Consider the following 15,054-nt stretch of genomic DNA (forward strand, 5'->3'; position numbering starts at 1 on the left):
GGAAAAGCAAATGAACCATGAGCCTAATGAATTAGTTACTTTGGAATGGCTAATTGCACCACTCAATGAACAGCTTAATGTATTGCATGGTCAGACTGATGACTTGTTGGCAAAAATGTCGTACATTGCCACAGAGTATCAGTCCATCAGTGGCGTGCTTACGATGGCAAATTTGCCCAAGTTTGCAGATTTGGCAAAACTGATTCATTCACTTGCTTTGTATGTGGATAGTGCAAAAGATACAGAACTTTTAACCGAAGTGTTGTTTGCCAGTAAATTGTTGCAACACGAAATCAATCACTACGCCATAACTGACTTGGAACGTCATGAAGTGCTTGATTGGCGAATTTGTCAGTTGGTTGATATTTTAAAAACAACCAATCCTGACATTACACGTGGCTTGACGACAGAGATTGATGCGATTGATTTGACCAAAAAATTTAGCCATCACATCTCTTTGCCATTTTCGGATACGCCATATTCAGACATGGTGGTATTGCCAGAGCTTGAAAATGAGTGGCATTTATTGGTGGCACGTATTCAAGAACATGACGATGACCAGACCAACAGCGAAGTTTTTACCCAGCTTTTTGATATTACTCAGACATTGGCATCGCAAGGTGTGGGCGATTGGCAAAAACTGTGGCTGATGGTTGGACTGTGGATTCACAATCTGGCATTTAATGACCCTTTACCGACCACCACCTTAGAGTTGTTAGAAAAAATTGGCGATGATTATGTTTGGGAATATGACGATACCCAAACAAGCCATGTCGTTTCGCTTGAAAATCTATTCATCAATATCTACATCAACCTGACCAGACTGGGCAAATTAAGCGATAATGCCAAAGACATTATTAGCGATGTTGGCGGTCGTGTGCCTGATGATAAGGCATTTTTCCCTTATGTGTTGTCCGCCTTAGAAAGGCTCATCTATTCTTTGTCTGATGGCGACATCAATCACGCCATGCTTGAAGAATTGCAAAAACGTCTGATGAATCGTGGTTGGACGTTCTATGCTTCTTATGTTGAGCAGATTGTGGTAGATGTCAAAAATGCCAGCGAAAATGCCGAAGCGTTTGCAGGACTCCAATGGCAACTTAGCACCCAGCTCCAAGATTTGTACGTCATGATGAGCGATGCTTATCAGGCGATTTCTTCCAAAGTTGGTTCGGTAACAACCCCCGCAGAAGCCCAAAATAAAGATGCCCTGCGTGAAGTGCGGATTTTGATTGAGGACATCAAAAGCGAATTTACTGATTATCTGCACAGCAAAAACATAGATGATTTGCCAGCCGACAGCGTGTTTGAACGTTTGGTGTTTAACTTTGATGAAATGGGTTTGCCACAAGCATCAGATTTAACCAAAAAAACCGCCAATCTGTTTTCGTTATTGCGTACGCATGCCCTTGAAAAAATCAGTTGGCAACTTAGCTATAAGGTGGCTGATGCCTTATCATCATTTGAAATCTTTTTGGACAATTTGGCACAAGAGATTTTGGATGAGTCGTTTTTACAAAAAACTTCTACCTACATTGATGAGTCGGTGGCATTGTTAGAGCAAGCCCAAGATGATGCAGTTGAGGTGTTTGAGATTGAGGCTGAGGTTGCCAAAGAGCATGAAGTTGTAACGGTTTATGATGACCAAGGCAAATATGAACCGACATCTGTGGTTGTAGAGGAAGGCAGTGCAATCAATGAGATTGATGATGAAGCAGATGAAATAGACGAAAATGTTGTAGAAACACCAGTTCAGAGTACACCTACAAGTGATGTGCCACCGATGCCTTTGGTGTTGGGTGAGACGTATTTGGCAATCAAGGCAAGTTTGCCTAACGATGATTTGAGTCATGACGAAGAGTTTCGTGAGATTTTCATTGAAGAAGCTGACGAAGTCATGGCTGAAATGCTAGACAATCTACCAAAATGGCAAGCGGACATCAGTGATTTTAAAATTCTAAAAGAAATTCGCCGTAATTTCCACACGCTCAAAGGCTCTGGGCGTATGGTGGGAGCCTTACAACTTGGTGAGACAGCTTGGGCGATTGAAAATATGCTCAACCGTGTGCTAGATGGTACGGTAGCCGTAACGCCTGATGTTGCCAAACTTGTATCGGACATGGCAGACATGACTCCCATCATGGTGAAGGATTTTGCACAAGGTAATCCACCCAGTGTAGATAATGCCAGTGTAGTGCTAAGAGCAAGCAACATTTTGGCGGGTAGGGCGATTGATGAAGGTCTGTTTGCTGTGCCAGAGGTGGAGCAAGTCAGTGAAGTTCAGCCGACAGAGGATGCGACTGATGAAGTGGCGGAAGAAGCCAAGCCAGTTCGCTTGCCATTGGAAGTGTTGGAGCCGTTTATCGCCCAAGCCCGTGAGCCTGTCGCATCTGCGGTGGGCGAAGTTGATGAAGACATCAAAGAAATCTTCATTGAAGAAGCGGACGAAGTTTTACAAGATATCAGACCAAAATTCAACCAATGGCGACTTGATGGCAACGCACAATTGCTGACTGACGTTAGACGTGGCTTCCATACACTCAAAGGCTCTGGGCGTATGGTGGGTGCGACCACGCTTGGCGAGCTTGCGTGGGCGGTTGAAAATATGTTTAACCGCATTATTGATAAAACCATCGTGGTCAATGATGGCATCAAAGCGTTGGTGTTTGATGTGTTGGACAATTTTGGGAGTCTGGTTAAGATTTTTGAAAACGAATCATCAGATTATCCAGAAAAAGTTGTTTTATGGACGGCTGCCGCTCATGCTTATAGTCGTGGCTTGGGTGAAGAGTTTGATTATCGTGAGATTGTTGATTTTGGTGGCGTGCCAGCAGAAGAGGAAGTAGCACCTACTAAGCCAGAAGAGCCAGTTGATGATAAACTAAGTGCGACCGCACTTAACTCTTTCCAAGAAGCTGAAGCAATCATTTCTGGCACAGTAATCCAAACCGCCCAAACCGAAGAAGAAGATAAACTCTGTCAAATCTTTGTTGAGGAAGCCAAGGATTTGATTGAGGTGGTCAAACAATTTTTGGTACAAAACCAAGCCATGCCTGATGTGGCGGTAGCGGTCAATGATGAAGTTGTGCGAGTATTCCACACTTTGCGTGGGGCGACTGGTTTATCACCATTTGTCAAGATTGGTGAAGTTAGTGCCATGATTGAGCATGGTCTACAAAGCTTGCAACATCACGATACGATGATGACCGATAGCCATCTACAAGTGCTAAGTAACGCTGTTGGGTTGATTGAGACGCATATTCACGCATATCAGGGCGGTTCTACTGAGCAGGTATCCTACGAGCTTGATGAGGGTGCACAAGAGTTTGAGGTTTTATTTGAAGCAGAGCAAGAAAGCGGTCAAAACATCAGCGTGTTGATTGATGGTATTGATACCTTGCTAGATGCAGAGCTTGAACTAGAAGAAGTAGTAGATAAGGACCATGAAGAGATTTCGCTATATGCCCAGATTCAGCTTCATGATATTGAGGTTTTATCCGAGCGTACACATGATTTGCCAAAATTCCAAAGCCTGCTTGCTACCTTAAAGTCAGCTTATGAGTTGATGGCAGAGCACCCAGAACAAGCCAAAGATGATGTGTTCCTTGATGCACTGCTTGCGGTGCATCATCAGTTGATTGGCTTGTTTGACTCGTTGGCTGGCAGTATGTCGCTACGCCTAAACAAAGAGCTGTTGTCTCGCTTACACAGTCTCACCAGCGAAAAAGAAGTGTATTATGCTGAGCTTGGCAAGAGCTTAAAAGAGCAAAGTACAGAATCGCAAGTCGTTACACAAGTCCGCTATGAGAGAGTGGATACTGATGATGAGCTTCTACAAATCTTCTTAGAAGAGGCGAGCGAGCTTGATGCCATCATTACCACCACCTTTGCCGAATGGCGAAGTGCACCAGAAAATACTGAATTACTCAAAGCATTACAACGTCATCTACACACCATCAAGGGTGGTGCAAGACTGGCAGGCATTAGTAGCATTGGTGATTTGACGCACGAAGCAGAAAGCGTATACGAGCGTTTTGTTGATGGTCGTATGGCGGTCAATCACGATTGGCTATCTACCATGCAACGTGTCCAAGATGTGTTGTCATTGCAGTTGGATTCTGTCAAAAAAACCAAGCAATCCTTTTTTGTTGATGAAACGATTGAAGACTTACGTCAATACTTAGAAGCGGGTGAAGTGCCATCGGGTGTATCTATTCGCATTCCTGTTTTTGAAGACGAAAGTAAAAAGACTGCCAAGCCTGTTGTTGAAGTGGTTGATGAGCTTGATGAAAACAAACAGTTTGAGCAGTATATTTTAGAATCATGGGGTGGCACACTACCTGATAATGATATCTTGATGGTGTTCCTAGAAGAGACCAAAGAGCTTGCTGAAAGTAGTGGCGAGGATTTTGCTGCTTTCCGTAACAACACCTCAGACGTCGCAAGTTTGCAGTCGTTACAACGCAAGCTCCACACCATCAAAGGTGGTGCTCGCATGGTATCTGCCAATGGCATGGCGGATTTGGCACACGAAATGGAAACGGTCTATGAGATGCTTGGTAGTCGTCGCCGTCCTGCTACTCGTATGGTTGCCAACCTATTGTTTGCTTGCCATGACTGGATTAGTAATGCGGTGGGTCTGTTGGTTGAAAAACTCAACCCACCTCGCCCAGTTCTGTTGATTGAGGCTCTACAAACCTTTACCGAAAACCCTGACAGCCTGACTTCTGTGCCAATCGTGTCGCTTGAACACGAGGCTAAGGTTGTTGCCCAATACAAAGCTTATCTAGAAAGTAATCGTAGCACTCGTGACATCAGCCGTATGCCACCTTTAAAAGGTGTATTTGGTGAGAGTGTGGAAACTACCGCCAACGCTGAAATGATTCGTGTGTCGGCATCGCTGATGGAGCGTATGATTAACTTGTCAGGTGAGGCAGCGATTAACCGTGCTCGTATTGACATGAATATGGCAAGTTTGACTGCCAGTATTGAGGAAATGGGGGTTACGGTACAGCGTTTGGCGGATCAGCTACGCCGTATGGATAATGAGCTAGAAGAACAAATTTTGGCACAGATTGATGACTCAATGATGATGGATGTGGGTTTTGACCCATTGGAGATGGACCAATACTCATCGTTGAACCAGTTGTCCAAATCGCTTGCAGAATCAGCATCGGACTTGCTTGACATTAAGGCAACCATGCTAGAAAAAACCCGAGATGGCGAAAACTTGCTCCTACAACTGTCTCGTACTCAAAACGAACTCCAAGACAGTCTCATGCACTCTCGTATGGTACCGTTCTCACGTCTAACGCCACGACTACAACGTATCGTGCGTCAGACAGCAGGCGAGCTTGGTAAAAATGTTGATTTGACGGTGGTAAATGCTGATGGCGAACTAGACAGAAGCATTCTAGAACACATCACTTCGCCACTTGAGCATATGCTTCGTAATGCGGTGGACCATGGTATTGAGTCGCCAGACCGCCGTGCAGAGCTTGGCAAGCCCTATATGGGTCATATCACACTTGAAATCCAACGTGAAGGTAGTGAGATGATTATCTTGCTATCCGATGATGGTGCAGGCGTAAACGTAGAAGCGGTACGTAATAAAGCCATCAGTCAGGGCTTGATTCGTGAGGACGAAGAGCTGTCTGATTATGACATCATGCAGTACATCTTTAACGCAGGTCTATCTACCACCAACAAAATCACCCAAATCTCTGGTCGTGGTGTGGGCATGGACGTTGTGCGTACTGAGATTCGTCAGCTGGGTGGTTCGGTGTCAGTAGAATCCGAATTTGGTCAAGGTTCTCGCTTTATCATCCGTGTACCACTCATGGTAACGGTATCAGATGCACTCATTGTGCGTGTGGGTGAGCGTCAGTATGCTGTTCCACTTGTACAGATTGAGCGTGTGGTACAGGTAGATTCTCGTAGGCTATTTAACTATCATCAATCTGGTGATATGAACCTTGATATTGATGGTAAAAACTATCGTGTGCGTTATCTTAACGAAATTTTGTCAGGTCATCATTTCAACAACGAAATGGTTACCAGCATCAGTTTGCCTGTCATCATCATCAAGACCGCTACCGAACAGGCATTAGCACTCCAAGTAGATGAAATTGTTGGTTCTCGTATTGAGGTTGTGGTTAAGCCACTTGGTCGTCAGCTGTCTCGCTTGTCTGGTATTTCAGCAGCAACCATTATGGGTGATGGTTCGGTCATGCTCATTTTGGACTTACTGGCACTCATGCGTATGCCCCAAGTTCGTCTTGCCAAGACAGAGAAAAAAGCCATCAACCGTCGCAGACTTATCATGGTGGTGGACGACTCTGTTACGGTGCGTAAGGTTACTTCTCGTTTCCTTGAACGTCAAGGCTTTGATGTGGTGGTTGCCAAAGATGGTATTGATGCCATTGAGATTTTACAAGATACCTTGCCTGATTTGATGCTTCTTGATATTGAGATGCCTCGTATGGACGGTTTTGAAGTGGCAACACAAGTGCGTCACAATAACCGCTTACAAGAATTGCCCATCATCATGATTACATCTCGTACAGGTGAGAAGCACCGTGAGCGTGCCTTTGAAATTGGTGTGAACGAATACATGGGCAAACCGTTCCAAGAGATTGATTTGTTGGCTAATATCAATAAATTACTTGGCTTGACGGGCGAGGTTGAATAAGCTGTGAATATCACTCAGGCAATGCCAAATCCCGCTTCATTCATCGTGGTGGCGGACGAACGCAATCAACGCTTGGCGTTTGATGATACGCTTCGTGAGTTTGGTTTTGATGTGATAGGGTGTTATGAACCTACTCAACTTGGTGGCTTGGGTCGTGATAAACTCAGTGATGATTTGGTGTGGCTGATTGATGCTCCGCTTGATGCTGAACTACAACAACGCATTGATGTTTATCGCCCCAAGGAAGTGTTGATTGGTTTTGGGGAAGCCCCCAACCTCAACAACATGCAAATGTATCGTAAATGGCAAAATATTTTGCTTAGACGACTTAGTGACAGTTTGGATTTACCCAAATTTAAAAAAGCAAAAGCACCTGAACACAAGCCTTGGAAATATGTGCTGTTTTTGGGTGCGTCTATGGGTGGTCCTGATGCGTTAAAAGTTTTTTTGGATAACATCTCGCCAGATTTGCCCATTGCTTTGCTACTAGCACATCATTTTGATGCTAATATGATTCATGCTTTGCCCAGAGTGTTGATGCGTCATAATGAATGGCGTTGTCAAGTGATTACCGCCAACCAAAGTCTGCGTACAGGGCATTGTTTGATTGCACCGATTGACAAACAAATTGTCTGTGATAGTGAAGGGCGAGTGCTATTGCTTGATAAACCTTGGTTGGGTGAATATCAACCTTGTATTGGCTCAATCCTCAAAAATGTCAGCGATGTGTTTGGGAGCAGTTTGATTAGTATCATCTTTTCGGGCATGGGCAATGATGGCTCTCAATATATTGATAGTATTTTGCCAAACCGTAGCCATCTGTGGGCACAAAGCCCAGAAAGTAGCGGTTGTGCCAGCCAACCCCAAGCAATGATTGATTCGGGTTTTTGTCAATTTGTGGGGTCGCCTTTGGAGCTTGCTCAACGCATCAACCATATGCTTCGTACAGTTCGTTATGTGGGTATTTAATTGTCAAATCACGCATTGACATCAATGTAAAATTAGTCAGGCATGGAAAAACAACATGAAACAAATACAAAAACACAGCTTTGAAGCGGTCAGTCTGTTGACAGCAGATAACGGTATGTTGGACATTAGTATCATACCTGCTATTGGTCAGCCAGACTGGCTTGTACCAACTGCATTAATACTAAATATTGAGCATTATGAAGAGCGGATTTGGACATATTTGTGGAAACATGGTGATCAAGCCCAAGAAGTGGCGGTATATCATTTGATTCCCAAAGAAATTCCAGCAGATAAATTGGTGATTTTGGAGGGTAATACCGATGTTCACCGTTTGGCACTACAAACCACAGGCGAGGTTACTAACCTTAGACTGCGTATTTCTGATGTAAAAGATGTGGAGTTAAACGAAGAAGAAATGTCTCTCATGAAGCTTAGTATGCCTGCTTTGCCAACAGTGCAAAGTCAGCATGATAACTATCTGTACCAAGCAGTAGAGGTTGCTGGTGAGTTGTATGTTGTGCCTGATTTGGATTTGATTGTGCATCATTTGGTGGATTTGGATGGTTAATGTTACCAATCATCACAAAATTACCGCTGTATTTAACGACAAACTTCGTTATCATTAACGAAGTTTTTTAATTTTATTTGATGTTCTTTTTTTTTGGAGTTTTTATGACAACATCAACCGCCAACCCCAGTTCTGGCAAATATACGCTTGCCACCCGCATTTTTCACTGGGTAGGGGCTTTGCTCATCGTGGGGGCGTGGGTCGCCATTGAGCAGGGAGAAGATTATATCGGTTTACACAAGTCGCTTGGGGCGAGCTTTTTGATTTGGACGGTGTTGCGGATTGCCAACCGCTTTGTTAGTAAAGCACCACCACATCCACCCATGCCAAAATGGCAAATAGGTGTGGCACATCTGACGCATTTGGGGCTGTATCTTGCCATGCTTGCCATGCCCATCACAGGCATGCTTATGAGTATGTATGGGGGTCGTGGCGTGAGTGTGTTTGGATTGTTTAATATTCCAAGCATGGTGGGTATTGATAGAGAAATGGCAAAACTCATGAATGGCATTCATACAGGGGCGATGTTTTATGTGTTAGGATTTTTGGTGGTGGCTCACGTGGTTGGAGCGTTGTACCATCAATTTGTAATGAAAGATAATCTTATCGCTAGAATGAAATAATGCCCCATCAAAAATCATACAAAAAGCACGCAAAATAGATAATTTCACTTGCTTATCATATCAATTCTTGTTAAGATACAAACATACCAAATGATGATTGTATCAATGATGATGTTGGGTATGGTTGTTGTTATTGGTATTATTAACTTATTGATAATTAGGAGAATTTTTATGTTCCCAGAGTACCGTGAACTCATCACTCAACTAAAAACTGATAATGATTTGCATTTTATCAAACTTTTTGATGAGCATAACGAACTTGATACCCAGATTGATAACCTAGAAAAAGACCCAGTAGCTTCTGTTAGCCGTGCCGAAGAAATTGAAGGTCTAAAACGCAAAAAACTGGCTCTAAAAGATGAGCTTTATCAATATCTTTTAACCAAAGCCTAATTAGGTTGCTCCAAACGCAAGTGTTATCGCTTGCGTTTTTTTTATATTCAATCCACATCAAAATCATACAAAAAAACCGTTTGCCCTGAGCCTGTTGAAGGGTAAAGCGGTTTTTTTATGGTTTGACAAGTTCGCCACGCACAAAAAATCTTTTGTTTGTTTTTGAGTGGAATTTACCATACAAATAAAAATAGCCATATTGCTATGGCTATTTTTTTGTCATTCATCACTCATCAGCAGTTTTGGGCGTATCGTTGCCATTATCATCAATGCTGTCAGTGGTTTTGGTTTTTTTAACCACTTGGGCATTTTGTGCTTTTTGGGTGATTTTACGGTTGGTGGTTTTGGTGGCTTTTGGGGTTTTGGGTTTGGCAGTTTTGGGTTTTTTGGGAGCAACCAAACTCAAAATCCCTGTGGGTGGCAATAACTGACCTGAGACATTTTCTATCATGTCTTTGTAGCTACTGACTTTGTCTTTTTTACTCTTTTTTTCGGCAGGCTTGATGATTTCTTCTAGGGTGTGTACCAAAGACTCAATGGCAGACTCTGCCGAATCAAACATCTTGTCCATAGATTCTAGGGTGCTATCAATGAAGCTGTCTATGTTATTGGCAGGTTCGCTAGCATCATCAGTTGTTGGGGTGGGTGCAGGCTCACCACTATGACCTACCGTATTTTGAGTAGGCGGTTCGGTGGCTGATTCCTCAGATGTTTTGACAACTGTTTCAACAGGCACATACTGACCTCTGGGGTCGTTGATGGCACGCTCACCAATGGGGCTTGGGATAACGGCAGTTTTGCCCTGCGGCACACCAAATTGACCAAGAGGCTCTACATAATAAGCAAAAGCATCCAAATATTCGCCACTAAGCGGAGCAAAGCCATAGTTGGTAAAGTCAAATGCTGTGGCAACAGGCGTATTTTTGTCGTTGTTGAAGGCATTCATGGCAAGCACAAATCTTTCCACAAAAGTCTCATCACCTACTGTATCGCCTAGCATGGCACGGACAAACTCACCTGCTGTTCCTGTGATGGTAGGTACAACAGGAGTAGTAGCAAGGCTTGCTATCACTCTAGGATCGTTTATTGCACGCCCTTGCTCGCTTGCCAATGCCTGTACTCTTGACAGATAATCTACATCAAAAGTTGGGGCGACCAGCTTGGGTAGGGCAGGTCTGACTTTTGTGGGTGTAGCCTGCTGGGTGGGTTGTTCGTGGTTGGTTGGTTTGTCATCATGACTGCGATGGTCATGAGTGGTGGTTTGTTCATCATTGGCAATAACATCATCAATCACCGTATGGCTGGTTGTTAAATCATCAATGATGGTTTCGTTCACTGCCATTTCGTCTGCCATAACAGACTCAACGCTTGTATTTTCCACGATTTTGGTGGTGTCTTGCGTTTGGGTGTCCGTCTCATTGGCGTGTTTGTTCACAGGTTCGGTGGTGTCAGACTCAGTAGCGATGGTGGTACTTGTATCTGCAACACTCTGGGTGTTGATTGCCATTTCTGACTTATCATTAATACCATCGTTGGTTTTGGCAACCTGTTTGGGTTTGCTATCATCAAGCGACAAATGCACTGTGCGAGTAGGAATTTGTACTTCTTCAACCGTACTGATATGTACCACAACTTCATCAGGATTGGTGATTTGGCGTGGTGCTTTTTGGGCAGTATCTGCTTTTTTTGCTTTTTCTGTGTTGTCTTTGTCAGCAGGTTTTGTTTTTTGGGCTTTGTCCGCTTTGGGTTGCTCTGCTTTTGGTTCTAAGGTTTCACCACGCACGATTTCACCACGAGCAGAGCGTTGTGAACTTGCTTCACGTTTTGGGTACTTTTTGTCGTCTTTGTCTACTTTTTCAGTAGGTTTTGCTTTTTGAGTTTTTTCTACTTTTTGGGCTTTTTCGGTTTTGTCGTCCTTGTGACGTTCGGATTTTTCAGGCTCTACTTTTTGGACTTTTTTGGGTTTGGGTTTGTTATCGTTGATTTTGTCAGCTAAGGGTGCAACATTACCAAACGAGCCCAAACTGCTTGCACCGCTATTCACCAATGCTTCAATCGCTGATGCTACGTCATTGCTACCAAAATCATGGGCTAGGCGAGCTTGGGGTTTTGGGGCAAACAGGTTGGATAGCCATGCAACTGCTTGGGGTTGGGCAGGTGTTTCGTTATTGGTCTTTTTGGATTTGGGTTTGTCAGTGCCAGTTTTGTTGTGGCTGTCGGCTTGTTGCCAGCGACTGCCTGATTGGGGGGTATCTTCGTGTTTGGTTTGCCAGTTTACTTCATAGCCACGATCCACAGACTCACGCTCTTCGGCATCTACGACACGTTCATAGCTTGATGGAGCAAAACCGTCTGGGTTGAAATGTAGGCTAAAATTGGGGCTTTCTAGGTGAGCGTGTGGCAAGATGGTAACACGCACACCAGAATCTTGTTCCAAATACACCAGACTTTCACGTTTTTCGTTGAGTAAAAACGCTGATACCTCAATGGGTACTTCCACTTGGATTTCACCCACACGCTCTTGGAGGGCGATTTGTTCAATTTGTCGCATAATAGATAAGGCAAGCGAGCGTAAATCTCTAATCATACCATTACCATGGCAACGAGGGCATAGATAGCCTGTGGCTTCTTCTAGGGACGGACGCAATCTTTGACGACTCATTTCCATCAAGCCAAATTTGGAAATTTCGGCAAACTGCACCCTTGCCCTGTCGTGGCGTGTGGCATCAATTAGGCGTTTTTCCACTTCTTTTTGATGATTGGGGTCTGCCATATCAATAAAATCAATGACAATCAGACCACCCATATCCCTTAAACGCAGTTGGCGAGCGATTTCATCGGCAGCTTCTAGATTGGTATGATAAGCAGTTTCGGCAACATCGGAGCCTTTGGTGGATTTGGCAGAGTTAATGTCAATAGAAACAAGAGCTTCGGTTTGGTCAATGACGATTGAACCGCCAGATGGCAAGCGAACTTCACGCTGATAAGCACTTTCAATCTGACGTTCAATGCCAAAACGTACAAAAAGTGGCTCATAATCGGTGTATTTGCGTAGTTTGCCCATTTGGTTTGGCATGACCGAAGCGATGAAATTGGCGGCTTCGTTGTAGGCGTTTTCGCTATCAATCCAAATCTCGCCAATATCATCTCGCAAATAATCACGCACCGCCCGAGTAACCACGCCTGCTTCTTGGTGGACAAGGCAGGGGCTTGGGCGAGTGCGGTTTTGTTCTAGGATAGATGACCAGATATCAAGCAGGTGATTTAAGTCGTTTTGCAAATCATCGAAACCTTTGCCAATCCCTGCTGTACGCACAATAATGCTCATGCCTTGGGGTATGGAGAGGCTGGCGATGATTTGTTTCATCTCTTCACGGACTTTGCCAGAAATTTGACGGCTGATGCCACCTGCTTTTTGGTTGTTTGGCATAAGTACCAAATAACGACCAGCAAGCGAGATGTAGGTAGAGACTGCGGCACCTTTGTTGCCACGTTCTTCTTTTTCAATTTGGATAATGACCTCATCGCCCTCTTTGATAAGTTCACGAATGTTATCATTGCGTGGATTGCCTCTTAGATATTCAGGGGCGATTTCTCGTAAGGGCAAAAAGCCTTGACGAGTTGAGCCATACTCCACAAAAACCGCTTCCAAAGACGGCTCAACACGAGTAACGTGCCCTTTGTAGATATTGGCTTTTTTTTGTTCACGAGTGCGATTTTCTAGGTCAAAATCGTACAGGTGGTTGTCTTTGCATAGTGCCACACGAATTTCTTCGTTGTGTGTGGCGTTAATAAGAATGCGTTTCATGATGTTCCTTAAAAAAGTAAACATCAAAGTGGTAAGATGGGCGTTGCCTATTTTAGACAAATGGTTGGGTTTTTAATAAAAGTCGTTTGCCAATAGATTGGCTAAAAATCATACATGAAATACAAAACCCATTTGGTAATCCTACCAAATCAGTTCAACGCCTAAAAATTGGTTGAGAGGAACAAAATCTCTCTAAAATATCATCTATATCACCGCTTGCACCGATGATACCAAACCGCCAATTCTCCAAAAGCAGTGTTTGTCTTGTGCTTTTGTGTGGGTTTGGTAAAAACTCTTACGCACTTTGATGTGCAAAATAAAAAAATGTCGTGGGTTGCCTATGATTGATAAAATGTATTAAAATTCAACTATCATACAAATTTTTTAAACAATTAACCATTTTTGGTAAAATTTGTACTTTTCTCATCACTTTACGTGGCAACGTGCTAAACTATAACAGATTTGCCCCAATTTTCCTATCAAAATTTTTAAAATTTACACATTATGTCAAAACTTCACCGAAAACTTACACCAAAGTCTGCTCCCAAACCCCAAAAATCGCAATCGGCGGACGATGTCATTGCCGATTTTGCCAAAGTCAATTTTATCAGCGTAACGCCCAACCAAGATGGGCAACGGATTGATAATTTTTTGCTCTCACGGCTCAAAGGTTTGCCCCGTTCGCACCTGTACAAACTTATCCGAGATGACGAAATCCGTATCAACAAAAAACGCTGTAAACCACACGACCGTGTCTATACAGGCGATGTGGTGCGAGTTGCCCCCATTCGTCTTAGTGTGCGTGATAAGCCTTTGGTTTCTGATGAGTTTGCCAAAGGCTTGTTATCACGGATTATTTTTGAAAATGAAGGTTTGATTGTGCTAAACAAACCGCACGGTATGGCAGTACACGGTGGTTCTGGCGAGAGCTTTGGGGTCATTGAAGCGATGCGAGTGGCAACAGGCAAAAACTATCTGGAACTCATTCACCGTATTGACAAAGATACATCAGGGCTTTTGCTCATTGCCAAAAAACGAAGTACACTCAAAGACTTACAAGACAAATTTCGCCAAAAAACCATTTTTAAGGATTATTTGTGCCTGTGTGTAGGCGATGTTAGCCAGACGCTTGGCAAGCGTGGCAAAATTGACAAGCCCTTATTAAAATACAGTTTGGCAAATGGCGAAAGGCGTGTCAAAGTGGACAAAGAGGGCAAGCCGTCCGAAACGCTGATTGAGGTTTTAAGGGTGTTTAAATTAGACGGTCAAACAATCAGCCTTGTCAAGGCAAGCCCAAAAACAGGTCGCACCCACCAAATTCGTGTCCATCTAGCAAGTGTCGGGCACGCACTTTTGGGTGATGATAAATATCTAAAACAACCTGCTCCAAGTGTGGCAAGGCTTTGTTTGCACGCCCACAAAATCCGTTTTGATGAGCGTGAATTTGTGGCAGATTTGCCAAAGGACATGCAAAAGCTGACAGAAGGTAAACTGTGATAAGGCGGTTTTTAAAAAAGCTGAATGATGAGCCTGTAAGCTGTATCGGGCTGTTTATGGCAGGGCTACTTGTGGGTGTGTCATTGACCTATGAGCGTGATGACCCACCTGCTCATCGTTATACTTATTATTTGCCTGATGCGGTGGCGGGCAAGCCTTATCAGGTAGATGTAGAGGTGGCAGGCGTATGGAAAGGGTATATTTTTTTACAATTTGAGGCCAATCGCTATTTAGACATTGAGCGGTTGTCACCGACACGCATTCGGCTTAGTCATTCAGGGCAGTTTCATGAGGATGAAAAAGCCTACGGCATTTGGTTGGTTGGCGGTGGTGGTGAAGGCGGTGGTAGCAGTTATGTGAGTCATAAGTATGAGTTTTATGTGGCGGTGCGTGATGGTGATGAGGGTGTTATCAATGACTGTTTGACGGTGGTTGACCGTCAGTCTGCCAATGCAGTGTATTATCAAAAAGATGATAAAAGACCTTGTGTGCAAAATCAGTAATG

8 protein-coding genes are annotated in these 15,054 nt (G+C 43.8%); 7 read left to right on the top strand and 1 reads right to left on the bottom strand.

Annotation, left to right across the window (positions count from 1 at the left end):
* Positions 1–10: 10 nt before the first annotated feature.
* The 5 genes from MOB01S_RS02045 to MOB01S_RS02065 all read left to right on the top strand — a co-directional run bounded on the left by MOB01S_RS02045 (position 11) and on the right by MOB01S_RS02065 (position 9,244).
* Entirely contained in the window at positions 11–6,691 is a 6,681-nt protein-coding gene (locus MOB01S_RS02045; protein WP_066800841.1) for an Hpt domain-containing protein, read from the top strand.
* Between the two features lie 3 nt (positions 6,692–6,694).
* A complete protein-coding gene (locus tag MOB01S_RS02050; RefSeq protein ID WP_245639980.1) occupies positions 6,695–7,660 on the top strand; it encodes a chemotaxis protein CheB in 966 nt (321 codons plus the stop codon).
* A gap of 55 nt (positions 7,661–7,715) precedes the next feature.
* Complete coding sequence (locus MOB01S_RS02055) at positions 7,716–8,228, top strand: hypothetical protein (protein WP_066800851.1); 513 nt, start codon at positions 7,716–7,718, stop codon at positions 8,226–8,228.
* Positions 8,229–8,332: 104 nt separating this feature from the next.
* The gene (locus MOB01S_RS02060) at positions 8,333–8,851 is read left to right on the top strand and encodes a cytochrome b (protein WP_066800853.1); all 519 of its coding nucleotides are present in this window, start codon (positions 8,333–8,335) and stop codon (positions 8,849–8,851) included.
* 171 nt (positions 8,852–9,022) lie between these two features.
* Entirely contained in the window at positions 9,023–9,244 is a 222-nt protein-coding gene (locus MOB01S_RS02065) for an HP1242/YdcH family protein (protein WP_066800856.1), read from the top strand.
* A gap of 226 nt (positions 9,245–9,470) precedes the next feature.
* Here MOB01S_RS02065 and MOB01S_RS02070 read toward each other — a convergent pair whose 3' ends face one another.
* The gene (locus MOB01S_RS02070; RefSeq protein WP_066800859.1) at positions 9,471–13,052 is read right to left on the bottom strand and encodes an Rne/Rng family ribonuclease; all 3,582 of its coding nucleotides are present in this window, start codon (positions 13,050–13,052) and stop codon (positions 9,471–9,473) included.
* 504 nt (positions 13,053–13,556) lie between these two features.
* On the opposite strand from MOB01S_RS02070, the gene MOB01S_RS02075 reads away from it, so the two are divergent.
* Together MOB01S_RS02075 and MOB01S_RS02080 are read left to right on the top strand one after the other, a co-directional pair.
* A complete protein-coding gene (locus MOB01S_RS02075; RefSeq protein WP_066800862.1) occupies positions 13,557–14,549 on the top strand; it encodes an RluA family pseudouridine synthase in 993 nt (330 codons plus the stop codon).
* On the top strand, positions 14,546–15,052 hold the full coding sequence (locus tag MOB01S_RS02080) for a hypothetical protein (protein WP_157073868.1): 507 nt from the start codon (positions 14,546–14,548) through the stop codon (positions 15,050–15,052). Before MOB01S_RS02075 ends, MOB01S_RS02080 begins: the two co-directional genes overlap by 4 nt.
* Positions 15,053–15,054: the final 2 nt, after the last annotated feature.

The organism is Moraxella oblonga NBRC 102422, from assembly GCF_001598275.1.
In the GTDB taxonomy this organism is placed as follows: Bacteria; Pseudomonadota; Gammaproteobacteria; order Pseudomonadales; family Moraxellaceae; genus Moraxella; species Moraxella oblonga.